This window comes from Campylobacter sp. CS_NA3 (assembly GCF_027797495.1).
Taxonomy (GTDB): domain Bacteria; phylum Campylobacterota; class Campylobacteria; order Campylobacterales; family Campylobacteraceae; genus Campylobacter_B.
Map to the genome: position 1 here is coordinate 326,481 of NZ_CP115609.1, position 13,317 is coordinate 339,797.

General features: G+C 37.3%; 15 protein-coding genes. 12 read left to right on the top strand and 3 right to left on the bottom strand.

What is annotated here, in order from left to right:
* Positions 1-50: 50 nt before the first annotated feature.
* From PF026_RS01745 to PF026_RS01755, 3 genes are read right to left on the bottom strand one after another with little or no spacing between them, the layout of a single operon-like run.
* Positions 51-1,229, bottom strand: coding sequence for a sulfate adenylyltransferase (locus PF026_RS01745; protein ID WP_270863306.1), 1,179 nt, complete (start codon positions 1,227-1,229; stop codon positions 51-53).
* Complete coding sequence (locus tag PF026_RS01750; RefSeq protein ID WP_270863307.1) at positions 1,207-2,100, bottom strand: response regulator; 894 nt, start codon at positions 2,098-2,100, stop codon at positions 1,207-1,209. Before PF026_RS01750 ends, PF026_RS01745 begins: the two co-directional genes overlap by 23 nt.
* Positions 2,088-3,212: a bifunctional 2-C-methyl-D-erythritol 4-phosphate cytidylyltransferase/2-C-methyl-D-erythritol 2,4-cyclodiphosphate synthase gene (locus PF026_RS01755; protein ID WP_270863308.1), complete on the bottom strand. Its 1,125-nt coding sequence runs from the start codon at positions 3,210-3,212 to the stop codon at positions 2,088-2,090. Before PF026_RS01755 ends, PF026_RS01750 begins: the two co-directional genes overlap by 13 nt.
* A 234-nt stretch (positions 3,213-3,446) precedes the next feature.
* On the opposite strand from PF026_RS01755, the gene thiC reads away from it, so the two are divergent.
* From thiC to PF026_RS01815, 12 genes are all read left to right on the top strand, one after another.
* Positions 3,447-4,793 carry a phosphomethylpyrimidine synthase ThiC gene (gene thiC / locus PF026_RS01760; protein ID WP_270863309.1) on the top strand — a complete coding sequence of 449 codons (1,347 nt, stop codon included), beginning with the start codon at positions 3,447-3,449 and terminating at the stop codon, positions 4,791-4,793.
* Positions 4,790-5,557 carry an SDR family NAD(P)-dependent oxidoreductase gene (locus PF026_RS01765; protein ID WP_270877193.1) on the top strand — a complete coding sequence of 256 codons (768 nt, stop codon included), beginning with the start codon at positions 4,790-4,792 and terminating at the stop codon, positions 5,555-5,557. Before thiC ends, PF026_RS01765 begins: the two co-directional genes overlap by 4 nt.
* Positions 5,558-5,623: 66 nt before the next feature.
* Positions 5,624-6,691 carry an Mrp/NBP35 family ATP-binding protein gene (locus PF026_RS01770; protein ID WP_270877194.1) on the top strand — a complete coding sequence of 356 codons (1,068 nt, stop codon included), beginning with the start codon at positions 5,624-5,626 and terminating at the stop codon, positions 6,689-6,691.
* 51 nt (positions 6,692-6,742) lie between these two features.
* On the top strand, positions 6,743-6,952 hold the full coding sequence (locus PF026_RS01775) for a tautomerase family protein (protein WP_270860022.1): 210 nt from the start codon (positions 6,743-6,745) through the stop codon (positions 6,950-6,952).
* Entirely contained in the window at positions 6,949-7,521 is a 573-nt protein-coding gene (locus tag PF026_RS01780) for a hypothetical protein (RefSeq protein ID WP_270870362.1), read from the top strand. Before PF026_RS01775 ends, PF026_RS01780 begins: the two co-directional genes overlap by 4 nt.
* Positions 7,522-7,584: 63 nt before the next feature.
* Complete coding sequence (locus PF026_RS01785; protein WP_270863313.1) at positions 7,585-8,712, top strand: cation diffusion facilitator family transporter; 1,128 nt, start codon at positions 7,585-7,587, stop codon at positions 8,710-8,712.
* Between the two features lie 58 nt (positions 8,713-8,770).
* The gene (locus tag PF026_RS01790) at positions 8,771-10,357 is read left to right on the top strand and encodes an ABC-F family ATP-binding cassette domain-containing protein (RefSeq protein WP_270863314.1); all 1,587 of its coding nucleotides are present in this window, start codon (positions 8,771-8,773) and stop codon (positions 10,355-10,357) included.
* Positions 10,357-10,560: a sulfur carrier protein ThiS gene (gene thiS, locus PF026_RS01795; RefSeq protein ID WP_270863315.1), complete on the top strand. Its 204-nt coding sequence runs from the start codon at positions 10,357-10,359 to the stop codon at positions 10,558-10,560. Before PF026_RS01790 ends, thiS begins: the two co-directional genes overlap by 1 nt.
* Positions 10,557-11,183, top strand: coding sequence for a sulfur carrier protein ThiS adenylyltransferase ThiF (thiF, locus tag PF026_RS01800; protein WP_270863316.1), 627 nt, complete (start codon positions 10,557-10,559; stop codon positions 11,181-11,183). The genes thiS and thiF overlap by 4 nt, the downstream gene beginning before the upstream one ends.
* 49 nt (positions 11,184-11,232) lie before the next feature.
* Positions 11,233-12,282 carry a glycerophosphodiester phosphodiesterase gene (gene glpQ, locus PF026_RS01805; RefSeq protein WP_270863317.1) on the top strand — a complete coding sequence of 350 codons (1,050 nt, stop codon included), beginning with the start codon at positions 11,233-11,235 and terminating at the stop codon, positions 12,280-12,282.
* A 107-nt stretch (positions 12,283-12,389) separates the two neighbouring features.
* Entirely contained in the window at positions 12,390-12,524 is a 135-nt protein-coding gene (locus PF026_RS01810; protein ID WP_270863318.1) for a hypothetical protein, read from the top strand.
* A 31-nt stretch (positions 12,525-12,555) separates the two neighbouring features.
* On the top strand, positions 12,556-13,317 hold the full coding sequence (locus PF026_RS01815; protein ID WP_270863319.1) for a thiazole synthase: 762 nt from the start codon (positions 12,556-12,558) through the stop codon (positions 13,315-13,317).

Sequence of the window (13,317 nt, forward strand, 5' to 3'; positions counted from 1 at the left end):
AAATTTGCTTCGCAAATTTTTATATTGAATATTTTATGATTATTTAAATTTTATTTGAGTGAGCTTGTTTGATATAAATTCATAAGCTCTTCATAAAATTCTTTTTCATCGCGTGCTTCCAAGATGCCGTTATTTGGGAAAAGGTCGTTGTAAATTTTTTGCAAATTTTCAAAACGATTTGGAAAAAGTTCGCTCAAAATCATAGCTGAAATTTCCTTGCGCATAAAAATTGACGGCGGCATAATACCTTGCCTTAAAAGTGCTTTTAGCGTTTGTGTGTGGTATTTTGTGTGATGATGATGTCCGTGCGGACAGCTTTTGGTGCTAACAAGGGTTTTGCACTCGTTACAATATACAAACTCAGGCATTACTAAAATTTCCATATCGAAACTATTTTTGTAGCTATCTAAAATAGTGTGAATTTTATTTGAATCAAAAAACGCCCCGATATGCTCATGGTTTTGCCCCAAAACAAGCTTATTTGCTCCAAAATTCCTAGCGACGATACATTCTAGTTCAGGGAATTTATGCTCAGTAAAAATGTGCGTATTGTGAAGCGGGATGATAGATATGCGATTTGTCGGCAAAAATGTTTTTACAAAATATTCAAGCGTTTTTTGGCGAAGTTCATAAGGGAGCTTATCTGTTTTTTGACTTCGTATGAGAAAAATAATCACAAAATCAGCTTTGTCTATCGTTAGTCTAATAAGCCTTTCATGGACCCTGTGAAGCGGATCTGCGGTCAAAAAAAGCGCCGTTATTTTTTGAGCGTTAAGGTCGTTTTTGAGATTGTTTATGTTTTTGAGTGAATTTGCTAATTTATCTTCAAAAATGTTAAATTCGCCGCTAAGTGCTAGTTTGCCGTGAATTTTATTTGTCATTTTTTTTGGGTTACTAATATCAAAAATACTAACAATATCATCAAATTCTTTGGTTTCAAAAACAGTTTCGCAAATAATTTCGCCTATGATTTTTTTACCTAAATAAAGCGGAATTTTCTCATTTTTTTTGGCATTTTTTATCGTCTCTTGGCTAATTTCATCATTTGGCGCAAACATAAAAACAAACGGCATTGGTTCATTTTGAAATTTATTATCTATTATGCTTTGCGAAATTTGCTCTTTATTCATTAGTTTTGTAAATTTCCCCAAAGCACCGTTTTTTATAAGACAAAGTGTGCCAAAAATCTCTTGATTTAGGATTATTTTATTTTTTTCTTGCGATACCATATTTTTTTCTCTTTTCCCATAGTGATTTTCGTGTCATACCAAGCTTTTGCGATAGCTCGGTATCAGGAAGGACATTTTGGTATGTCGATATTACAAATTTGATATAACCATCAACGCTCATTATCTCTTTTAAACCAAAATCGGCTTCGCTAGAAGCGATATTTAGTGTTTCAAAGGGAAATGTATCTGTTAAATCTGTTGTCGAGATTATAACCATTTTTTTCGATATTAGATTAAAAAATTTTTCTCGCTCATTTGGCATGACTAACTGAAAATTTTGAAGATAAAGTGCTGACATATTGATTTTTTCTTTTATCAGTTCAAAAGCGTTTTCGTTATCCATAGATACAATACCAAAACTTCTATCAAATTCTTTCATCGTAGAAAATACAAATCCGTCGGCATAAATTTGCTTTGCAGTGCGTATTACAAGGGGAAATTTAAGCTTTTTTATATCGTAATTTGGGGTTTTTATGGCTGCGAAATTTGAATTTATATAATCCATACAGGTTTTATTCATTATTTTTAGGGCTTTAAATTCCTTAAAATGTTTGATTTTACGAACTAATTCTTCAATCATAAATGGTTTTTGTATATAATCATCGGCTCCTGCTTTTATCGGGTTTGAAACTGTGTCATTGCTGATATATGAAATGAGCAAAATGATAATCGAATTCTTAAATTTTTCGATAATCGGGTAGATATTTTGCCCGTTTAGACTAGTTGAAAGCAAAACCGCATCGATTGAATTTTTCGTATTTAGAGCGTCTTTTACATTGCTTACGATTTCGCACTCATAGCCTTCTTCGCCCAATTTACTAGCGATACTTTGGGCTAGATAAATTTCGTTTTCGACTATCAAAACTCGCATAATTTTTCCCAATCAAAATATTTTAAATTTACATTTGCTATGACGGCAATGCCCTCGCTTCGCCCTACAAAGCCTAGTTTTTCGGTTGTGGTCGCTTTGACATTTACCTTTTTTGTGCCTAAAATTTCGCACAAAGTTTTTCGCATTTGCTCTTTGTATGGGCTTAGTTTTGGTTTTTGTGCCATTATTGTAATGTCGGCATTTACGATTTCAAAGCCGTAAGAATTTATCTTACATGTTACTTTTTGTAACAAAATTTTTGAATCAATCCCTTTGTAGGCGTCGTCCGTGTCAGGGAAAAGTTCGCCTATATCGCCGATTCCTGCTGCCCCACACATTGCATCAATTAGGGCGTGAATCGCCACATCTCCGTCGCTATGAGCTATAAGCGAATACTCGCAAGGGATTTTTACGCCACAAAGTGTGATAAATTCGCCGTTTTGCATGGCATGGACATCAAAACCGTTTCCGCAAAAAATATCTTTTGAAGTAGGTGTAAAATCAAAATTTGCTAAATCCGAAATATGCGTAATCTTTCTAGCCGAAATTTCGCCTTTTACAAAGCCCAAGGTCCCGCCTACGCTTTTTATCGCAAGGCTATCATCTGTGAAAATTTTCTCGCTTTGTAAGGCTTTTTTTAACAAATTTGTGCGTGAAAGCTGTGGAGTTTGAATTAGCTTAATCTCATCTCTTTTTATCTCGTTTTCGCCCAAATACGCCGTATCATTTACGCTTAGATACGGGCTTACGCAATCAAATTTGCCTAAATTTTCAAGTAGTGAGTTTATCAAATTTGATGAAATCTCAGCCCTTGCAACATCGCTAACTAACACAAATTCGCTTTGCACTTTTTCAAGCGCATTTTTAAGCGAAATTTGGCGTAAATCACCACCGATAGCAAATTCAAATTCATCGCTAAATTTACGCATATAGTCTAAATCTGCTTCATTTGCGACGATTATGATTTTTGCGAAATTTGCTTTTTTTTGCAAATCTTTTGCGACATGTAACCAAAGTGGATTGTCTCCTATGCGTAGCCACTGCTTTTTTACGGGGCTAGCAAAGCGAGTTGAATTACCTGCTGCAAGTAAAACGAGTGATATTTTAGCCATTTTGTTTTCCTAAAATTTTTGAAAATGTTACGAAATTATACACTTTAAAACTAAAATCGTCATAAATTAATGCTAAATTTAAAATTTTTAAGTTTAAATTTAATATAAAAATTACAAATTTACATTTTTTTTAAAATTTTTTTTGAAACGATGTTACAGAAATAAACACAAAAAAAGAGTAAATTTTGGTTTTTTATTGTAGTATATCAACCGAAATTTTATAAAAGGTAAAAAATGGATTGGAAAGATAAAATCAAAAACGACAAAACGCCTACACAACTGTATTACGCAAAGCAAGGCGTAATCACTCCGCAAATGGAATTTGTAGCCAAAATCGAAGGCTTGGAAGCTGAATTTATTCGCTCACAAATCGCACATGGAAAACTCATAATCCCTGCAAATATAAACCACGCAAATCTTGTTCCCATGGGCATTGGCAGGGCATTAAAATGCAAAATCAACTCAAATATCGGCTCATCGGCCCTAGCTAGCGATATAAACGAAGAGATTGAAAAATTAAAAATCTCTATCAAATACGGTGCAGATACGGTTATGGATCTAAGCACGGGCGGGGATTTAGATGAAATTCGCCGTGCGATTATCGCAAATTCTACCGTTCCTATCGGCACGGTGCCGATTTATCAAATTATCCATGATATTAAGGATTTAGATAATCTAACGCCGCAAATTATGCTTGATTGTATCGAAAAACAAGCTCGTCAAGGCGTTGATTATTTCACTATTCACGCTGGATTTTTGCTTAAATTTATGCCGCTTGTCGCTAAACGCAAAATGGGAATAGTAAGTAGAGGCGGCTCACTGATGGCTAGTTGGATGATGAAACACCACAAAGAAAATCCGTTTTACGAAAATTTTGACGCCATTTGCGATATTTGCGCTAAATACGATGTTTCGCTCTCACTGGGCGATAGTTTGCGACCGGGTTGTTTGTATGATGCCACAGACGAAGCCCAAATGAGCGAACTTGCCGAGCTTGGCAAACTTGCAATTAGAGCAAACGCAAAAAATGTTCAAGTTATGATAGAAGGCCCCGGTCATGTGCCGTTTAATCAGATTGAATTTAATATGAAAGAAGAGCAAAGACTTTGCAACGACGCTCCGTTTTACATACTTGGACCGCTTCCGACAGACATCGGCGCAGGGTATGATCATATCACAAGTGCGATTGGCGGGACAATGGCAGCCTTTCACGGGGCTAGCATGCTTTGCTATGTTACGCCAAAAGAGCATTTGGGTTTGCCAAACGCAAAAGATGTTAGAGATGGCATAATCGCTCATAAAATCGCAGCCCATGCAGCAGATGTCGCACTTGGTAGGGTTGGAGCGATCGAGCGAGATCACGCTATGAGCGATGCTAGGTATAAATTTGACTGGAACAAGCAGTTTGAACTAGCACTTGACCCTGAAAAAGCACGAGAGCTTCACGATGAAAGCCTTCCGCAAGAAGTTTTCAAAGAAGCTGAGTTTTGCTCTATGTGTGGGCCAAAATTTTGTGCTTACAAGATTTCAAAACAAATCGCAGAGCAAAATTGCGAACACTTTCCAAAAGAGAATAAATGAATAAAACTGCCTTAATTACGGGAGCTAGTAGCGGTTTGGGGCGCGAATTTGCGTGGATTTGTGCCGAGAGCGGATATGATTTGGTTATTACGGCACGAAATTTAGCAAATTTAAATGCCCTAAAAAGCGAAATCGAAGCTAAATTTGGTGTGAGAGTTTTTGTGATAGGGGCAGATTTAGCTAAATCCCAAAGCGTGGAGCAAATTTGCAAATTTTGCAAAGAAAACGACCTAAAAATTGACATTTTGATAAATAATGCAGGTTTTGGCGACCACGACGAATTTAGCAAATGTGACATAAAAAAACAAAACGAAATGATAGCCGTGAATATAACAAGTTTGCTAAATTTAACGCACTATTTTTTAAATTTAATGCTAAATAATGGCGGTGGAAAAATCCTAAATATCGCTTCTGCCGCTTCGCTTACGGCTGGTCCAAAAATGAGCGTGTATTACGCAAGTAAGGCATTTGTGCGAAATTTCTCGGTCGCACTTGCCGAAGAGTTGCGTGAAAAAAATATCAGCGTAACGGCGTTTTGCCCTGGACCGGTTGCCACAAATTTTGGCGAAAGGGCAAATGTAAAAAATGCTAAAATTTTTGCACGAAGCGATGACGCTAACGCCGTAGCAAAAAGGGCTTTTGAAGCCATGCAAAAGGGAAAAACGCTAGTGTATGACGGCAGATTTATGTGGCTAGCAAATTTGCTAACTAGGCTCGTGCCAAGCACTTTTTCAGCCAAAGTTACTGGCTATTTAAACGGCTAAAATTGGCGTAAAAATTTATAAATTTATAATATAATTGCGAGAAAAATTTAACAAAAAAGGTCAAAAATGAACAAAAACGAAGTTTTAGAAAAACTCAAAAGCGTGATTTATCCGGGCTTTGAAAAAAGCATTGTGGATTTTGGTTTTGTTAAAAATGTCGAAGTCGGCGATAGGGTTTTTGTGGAAATTGAAATTCCAAGTTCAAATCCACAAATAGCAAACACGCTAAAAAGTGATATTTCAAAGGTTCTAATCGAGTGTGAAATCGTCATAAAAACGCCAAAAATCCCGGAAGAACGAAGCAACTCACGAAGTGGAAAAAATATCGCTCCGCAAATCAAACATTTTGTGATGATAAGTAGCGGCAAAGGTGGCGTTGGTAAAAGCACGACTACGCTAAATTTAGCGATTAGTGCAGCTAAATTGGGTAAAAAAGTGGGCGTTTTAGATGCCGATATTTACGGACCAAATATGCCACGAATGCTAGGCGAAGAAAACACACAACCAACAATCATCGGACAACGCTTAAATCCTATTTTAACTCACGGCGTTGAGATGATGAGCATGGGCGTTTTGATTGAAGCAGGACAAGGCTTAATCTGGCGAGGTGCTATGATAATGAAGGCAATCGAGCAACTTTTAAAAGATGTTGCGTGGAGCGATTTGGATATTTTATTTATCGATATGCCACCAGGAACCGGCGATGCGCAAATCACACTAGCTCAAAGCGTTCCGGTAAGTGCAGGAATTTGCGTAACCACGCCACAAATCGTAGCACTTGATGATAGCGCTAGAAGCCTTGATATGTTTGAAAAACTACATATTCCGATTGCTGGAATCATCGAAAATATGAGCGGATTTATCTGCCCTGATAACGGCAAAGAATACGATATTTTCGGTCGTGGCGGTGCGGCGGAGTTAGCTAAAAAATACAAAACCGAAGTAATAGGGGAAATTCCAATCGAAATCGCAATCCGTGAAGGCGGCGACAAGGGCAAACCAATCAGCTTTTATGAGCCAAATTCGGTTAGCTCAAAACGCTACGAACAGGCTGCAAGAGCATTAATATCGGCATTAGAAAAAATCGAAAGAGAAAATTTAGCTGACAACTCCGCAATTCAACCGCAAATGTAAATTTAACCAAACGGCGAATTTTTCGCCGTTTGCGTAAGATAAAGGATAAAAATGCCACTTATAAATGTAAAAATGACGATCGAAGATGGCGGTTTGAGCGTGGAACAAAAGCAAAATTTAGCTAGGGAATTAACAAACGCTTTTGTGAAAGTCGTCGGCCGTGGTGAGAAAACCTGCGTCGTCATCATCGATGAGCTTAGCACCGATAACTACGCAATCGGCGGCGAGACGATAACGAATATTCGAAAAAAGCAAATTTGATTAAATTTGGCATAAATTTAGTTGATTTGGCAATGATAAATTTAAAAACAAAACTTAGCAAAACCGAGTTAAAAAAGATAAAAACGCTTTATAAGCGTTCTTTTCCAAAATGCGAGAGAAAGCCGTTTGCGATGATTTTGCGATCATGTGCCGAGCAAAAGGGCGAAATTTATGCCGTTTATAAAAATGCCAAATTTGTAGGGCTTTGTGTTAGTTTGATTTCGCCTGGTGCTGTGTTGATTGATTATTTGGCGATTTTACCAAAATTCAAAGCACAAAAAATCGGTGGGACAGTTTTAGCAAATTTAATGCAAATTTATGAAAATAAAACTATATTTTGCGAAATAGAAAGCACTGAAAATTTAGAAAATTTTGAAAAGTCAAACAAATTTAGGCGCAAAAGATTTTATCTTAAAAACGGATTATTTGACACAGGCATAAAAATCAGCCTTTGGGGCGTAAAAATGGAGCTTTTAAGCAACCGCAAAAATGCCAAATTTGATGAATATTTTAAAATTTATACCTACGCTTATGGGGCGAATTTTAATCCAAAAATCAAGCAAATTTAAATTTTACTTTATCAAATTTAAGATATTTTTGATAAAATCACTAAAAAAATTTAAGGAAAATAGGTGCAAATCCCTGAAAAGATTATCAGCCGAGATAAGATTATCTTAAAAACAAGCATTATCGGCATTATTACAAATGTGATTTTATCGGCGTTTAAGGGTGCGATTGGATTTTTTACAAATTCGATTGCGATTATGGTTGATGCTATAAATAACATAAGCGACGCTCTAAGCTCAGTGATTACGATTATCGGGCTTAAACTTGCCGGGAAAAAGCCAGACAAAGACCACCCTTACGGACATGGTAGAATCGAGTATCTCACGGCTCTAACTATCGGCATGATTATCCTATATACGGGCTTTACGGCGGTTATTAGTTCGGTGAAAAAAATTATTTCGCCGGAGCTTCCTGAATATGATAATGTTTCACTTATTATCATCGCTGTGGCGGTGGTTGTGAAGCTATTTTTAGGAATTTATACGCAGAAAATGGGCGTTAGAGCAAATTCAGATTCGCTAATCGCTAGTGGCCTTGAAGCTAAATTTGATACTTTGGTTTCATTTTCTACGCTAGTGGCTGCTTTTATTTTTATATTTTTTGGCGTGAGTTTGGAAGCGTATTTGGGCGTGGTAATTTCGCTACTGCTTATCAAAACGGCAGCCGAAATCTTAAAAGACACGATAAATAAAATTCTCGGCACTCGTCCGAATTTGGAAACTATCAAGGCGATTTATAAAGAAATTCGCTCCATTAATGGCGTTTTGGGTGCGTATGATTTGATGTTTCACGACTATGGTCCTGATAAAATGCTAGGAAGCGTTCATATCGAAGTGGCAGAAGATATGACCGCAGGTGAAATAGATACGCTTATTAGGCGAATCCAAAGAGAAATTTTTACCAAATTTAGCGTTGTGATTGACGCGGTTGGTATTTATGCGATAAATCTTAAAAATCCGCAAATCAAAAGCATTCACACGGCGATTAAAAAACTTGTTTTTAGCGATAAATTCGTGCTTCAAATGCACGGATTTTATGTGAATTTGGACGAAAAAATCATTAGTTTTGATATGATTATCGACTTTGACGCACCAAGTAGAGACGAGCTATATCGTCAAATCGTAGCAAAAGTGGCAAATGAATTTAGCGACTATGAAGTCTTAATCGCGTTGGATAATGATTATAGTGGATAAGTAGGAAATTTTAGCCTTTTTTTGTATAATTAAGATTTTAAATTTCAAAAGGACAAAAATGATAGAAATTAAAGATTTGACGCATAGATTTGGCAAACAGCTTTTGTTTGAAAATGTAAATTTAGGCCTTGATAGGTCGCACAGATACGGGCTTATCGGCGCAAACGGCGCAGGAAAATCGACTTTCCTTAAAATTTTAAGTGGCGAAGTCGAACACACAAGCGGCGAAATCGCCGTCGATAGTGGCCTTAAAATCGGAGTTTTGGGGCAAGATCAGTTTGCATTTGAAGAATTTACGCTAAAAGATGCCGTGCTTTATGGCAACAAACGCCTTTACAACGCCGTCAAAGAAAAAGAAAAACTCTACGAAAGCACCGAATTTACCGACGAAATCAACAATCGCTTGGCTGAGCTTGAAATGATATGCGCCGAAGAAGACCCAAGCTACGAATATGAAATCAGGATTGAAAAAATCCTTAGCTCACTGGGGCTAAATGAATTTGACAAAAAAATGAGCGAGGCCGAAACTAGCGATAAATTCAAGGTCTTACTCGCGCAAGTTTTATTCCCAAAACCTGACATTTTGTTTTTGGACGAGCCGACAAACAACCTTGATATTGAAGCGATTTCGTGGCTAGAATTTGAATTAAACCGCCATGATGGCACTCTCGTGGTCATCAGTCACGACCGCCACTTCCTAAACCGCGTTTGCACGGACATTTTAGATGTTGATTTTCGCAAAATTCGCAAATTTAGCGGAAACTACGACGACTGGTATATCGCGGCAAATTTGCTAACCAAACAAGCCCAAATGGAGCGAGACAAACAGCTTAAAGAAAAGGCTGAGTTAGAGAAATTTATCGCTCGTTTTAGCGCAAACGCAAGCAAAGCCAAACAAGCCACTTCAAGGCAAAAACTACTCGAAAAGCTCGATATTAGCGAGATTGCGACTTCAAGTCGTAGGGATCCGAGCATTTTGTTTAAGCTGGGTCGCGAGATCGGCAACGAAATTTTGGAGCTTAAAGGGATAAATAAAAAATTTGGCGAAACGATAATTTGTAAGGATTTTGATTTTAAACTCGAAAAAGGCGATAAGGTCGCTATCATCGGCAAAAACGGCGTGGGCAAAACGACACTTTGTCGCATGATAGTGGGTGAAATGGGGCAAGATAGCGGCACGATTCATATCGGAGCGACTATTGAGAGCGGCTATTTCGCACAAGATACGAATAACAAAATTAAGGGCGATTTGAAGCTTTATGAGTATTTGCAAGACGCCAAAAACAAGGATTTAGACGAAATTCGCAAGTGCCTTGGGCGAATGCTTTTTAGCGGAGCTGAGCAAGAAAAAAGCGTGGGTGCGTTAAGCGGTGGCGAAAAGCACCGCGTAATGCTAAGCAAACTAATGCTAACTAAGCCAAATTTTTTGGTGCTTGATGAGCCAAACAACCACCTTGATTTGGAGGCGATTATTGCTCTTGGCGAAGCACTTTATAACTTCGCAGGAAGCGTGATTTGCGTTAGCCACGACCGCGAGTTAATTGACGCTTTTGCGAACCGAATTTTGCACCTTAAAGGGGGCGGCGAGATTGTGGATTTTCGTGGGACTTACGAAGAATACAGAGCGAGTTTGGGAGAAGAGTGATGATAAAAGTGCGTATAAATGGGCGTGAGTGCGAATTTGACGCTGATATGAGCGTGGAAGAATTTTTGATTTCATATGGTTTTAATTTGCGTTTTATCGCCGTGGAAGCTGACGGAGAGATTTTGAAAAAAGATTTATGGAAAAGTTCGCAAATTTCAGATTTTAAAATTTATGAAATAGTTGAATTTGTGGGCGGTGGATGATGAATTTAAAAAACGAAAGCGAATTTAGAGCTGAAATTTTCACGCGAAATCCGCGTGGTGTGAGTGAAATTTTATCACGCGCACGAGTTTGCATACTAGGAGCAGGCGGGCTTGGCTCAAATGTTGCTATAATGCTAACTCGCGCTGGGGTAGGCGAGTTTTTTATTATCGATTTTGACATTGTCGAGCCATCAAATTTAAATCGCCAACACTATTTTTTAAAGCATTTAGGAAGCCAAAAAATAGAAGCTTTAAAAGAGCAAATTTTGGGTATTAACCCTTATGCGAAAGTGCAAATTTGTGGCGAAAAAATCACTAGTGAAAATGTGCGTGAAATTTTACGGGACGAAAAAATCATCTGCGAGTGCTTCGACGGAGCCGAAAATAAGGCGATGATAGCAAATTTATCGGCTGAGTATAAAGATAAAATTTTTGTTTGCGCTTCGGGTATGGCTGGTCTTGGGGAGGCAAATTCTATTCAAACTCGCAAATTTGGGGCGAATTTATATCTTTGTGGCGACGGCAAAAGCGATATGAGTGCAGGGCTTATCGCACCCCATGTCATAACCTGCGCCGCCCATCAAGCAAACGCCGTGATAACGGCGATTTTGAATAAAATTTAGAATTTAAAAATTTAACTGATAGCAAAAAAATTAGGAAGGAAATAATAAAATGCCAAATAGCTATAAGTTTGTTTTGTTTGTTCTTTTTCTTGTGATAGGGGGGATTTTACTAAATTTTACAAAAAATTCTAAAATCGGAGATGACTTTAAATTTTTAGTTATATCTCATAGAGGCGCTAGTGGTTATTTGCCGGAACATACGCTTGAAGCAAAAGCTCTTGCGGTAGGTTTGGGTGCTGATTTTTTAGAACAAGATATACACATGAGTAGTGATGATGGATTGATAGTAGCTCATGAATTTGAGTTAGTGAGTGATGTCCGTGCAAAATATCCACAAAAAATTCGACAAAATAATAAATTTGAACCGATTGATTTTACGCTAGATGAAATAAAATCTTTAACTGTTACGAGCGAGTTTAAAAAAGATAATCCAAATTTACCACAATACAAAGACAGATTTCCGCTTTATAAATCGAACTTTAAATTTCATACTTTTGAGGAAGAAATTGAATTTATACAAGGGCTTGAAAAATCAATGGGTAAAAAAATAGGAATTTACCCAGAGATTAAGCGACCTAGCTTTTATAGAAAAAACGGAAAAGATATAAGCTTGGCTGTTTTGCAAATTCTTAAAAAATACGGATACAAAAATAAAAATGATTTAATTTTTTTACAAACCTTTGAACTTAATGAGCTTAGACGAATAAAAACGGAATTATTTCCAAAATTAGATATGGATTTACCTTTGGTATTTTTAATATCTGGTTGTGGCAGTGAAGCCAAAAATTATAAAAATAAACTTTGTGCAGATATTGATAATATACGGGAAATCACTGATATTGTCGGAGTTGATATTAATTCTTTGATAAATTTTGAAACAAAACAACCAACTGAATTTGCCAAAAATTTGCAGAAAAAAAATATGAAAATTCATGTTTGGACTATAAAAAAAGATACCTTGCCAAAAAATATTAATAACACAAATGAATTATTAAATTTGCTAAAAAATATTGGAGTTAGTGCTATTTTTACAGATTTTGTAGATGATGTAATAAAATTTAATGAACGGACTTTAAAAGAAATTATGTTGAAAAATTAAAATAGTATTTTTTCCATTGTCATTGCGAGAAACTGCGTAGCAGTTTCGTGGCAATCGCCAAATTTTGAATAACCCACAAGCAAATTTACATTTAGGTAATTTTAATTTTGGCGATTGCTTCGCCGACTTCATCGTCTCGCAATGACAAAAAAGAGTTTTTAAAACCACCAAACACCCCAAATTTAGCCCATTTTACCAAGCCTTACAATGAATTCAGATTTTCTTTGTATAATTTCACATAAAAATCAACAAAAAATCAAAAGGAAAACTCAAATGGATAAATTGATTTTAGGTGGCAAGGAATTTTCGTCTCGCTTCATAATGGGTTCTGGCAAATTCGACCATGAGATGATAGAAGCCTGTGTCCATAATGCCGGGTGTGAGATCGTAACCTTAGCGCTTCGTAGAGTAAGCGAGAGCAAAGAGAGAAATATTTTAAATTTCATACCAAAAAGCGTTACGCTTTTGCCAAATACAAGCGGTGCTAGAAACGCAGAAGAAGCCGTGCGTATCGCAAGACTAGCCCGTGAGCTAGGCTGTGGGGACTTCGTCAAAATCGAGATTATCACAGATAGCAAATTTTTATTCCCCGATAATTACGAAACCATTAAAGCGACCGAAATTCTAGCAAATGACGGATTTATCGTGCTTCCGTATATGCACGCTGATTTAAATGTGGCTCGTAGCCTAAAAAACGCAGGAGCAGCCGCTGTAATGCCGCTTGGTGCGCCAATCGGCTCAAATCGTGGGCTTATGATGAGAGATATGATTGAAATTTTAGTTAGCGAAGTGGATTTGCCAATCATCGTCGATGCCGGTATTGGTCGCCCAAGCCAAGCGTGTGAAGCTATGGAAATGGGGTGTGCGGCTGTCATGGTAAATACCGCAATCGCCACTTCTAGCGATTTAGTCCAAATGGCAAAAGCCTTTGCAAATGCGATAAATGCGGGGCGAGACGCCTATAATGCCAAATTTGGCTCCGTGCGAAATACTGCTGTGGCAAGTTCTCCGCTAACAGGCTTTTTAAGGGATTAA

Bases quoted from the DNA above. Each gene is read 5' to 3' on its own strand.
- PF026_RS01790 (WP_270863314.1), top strand. From the start codon at position 8,771: ATGATAGAAATTAAAGATTTGACGCATAGATTTGGCAAACAGCTTTTG.
- glpQ (WP_270863317.1), top strand. From the start codon at position 11,233: ATGCCAAATAGCTATAAGTTTGTTTTGTTTGTTCTTTTTCTTGTGATA.
- PF026_RS01775 (WP_270860022.1), top strand. From the start codon at position 6,743: ATGCCACTTATAAATGTAAAAATGACGATCGAAGATGGCGGTTTGAGC.
- PF026_RS01745 (WP_270863306.1), bottom strand. From the start codon at position 1,229: ATGGTATCGCAAGAAAAAAATAAAATAATCCTAAATCAAGAGATTTTT.
- PF026_RS01755 (WP_270863308.1), bottom strand. From the start codon at position 3,212: ATGGCTAAAATATCACTCGTTTTACTTGCAGCAGGTAATTCAACTCGC.
- thiC (WP_270863309.1), top strand. From the start codon at position 3,447: ATGGATTGGAAAGATAAAATCAAAAACGACAAAACGCCTACACAACTG.
- PF026_RS01750 (WP_270863307.1), bottom strand. From the start codon at position 2,100: ATGCGAGTTTTGATAGTCGAAAACGAAATTTATCTAGCCCAAAGTATC.
- PF026_RS01765 (WP_270877193.1), top strand. From the start codon at position 4,790: ATGAATAAAACTGCCTTAATTACGGGAGCTAGTAGCGGTTTGGGGCGC.
- thiF (WP_270863316.1), top strand. From the start codon at position 10,557: ATGATGAATTTAAAAAACGAAAGCGAATTTAGAGCTGAAATTTTCACG.
- PF026_RS01815 (WP_270863319.1), top strand. From the start codon at position 12,556: ATGGATAAATTGATTTTAGGTGGCAAGGAATTTTCGTCTCGCTTCATA.
- PF026_RS01770 (WP_270877194.1), top strand. From the start codon at position 5,624: ATGAACAAAAACGAAGTTTTAGAAAAACTCAAAAGCGTGATTTATCCG.
- thiS (WP_270863315.1), top strand. From the start codon at position 10,357: ATGATAAAAGTGCGTATAAATGGGCGTGAGTGCGAATTTGACGCTGAT.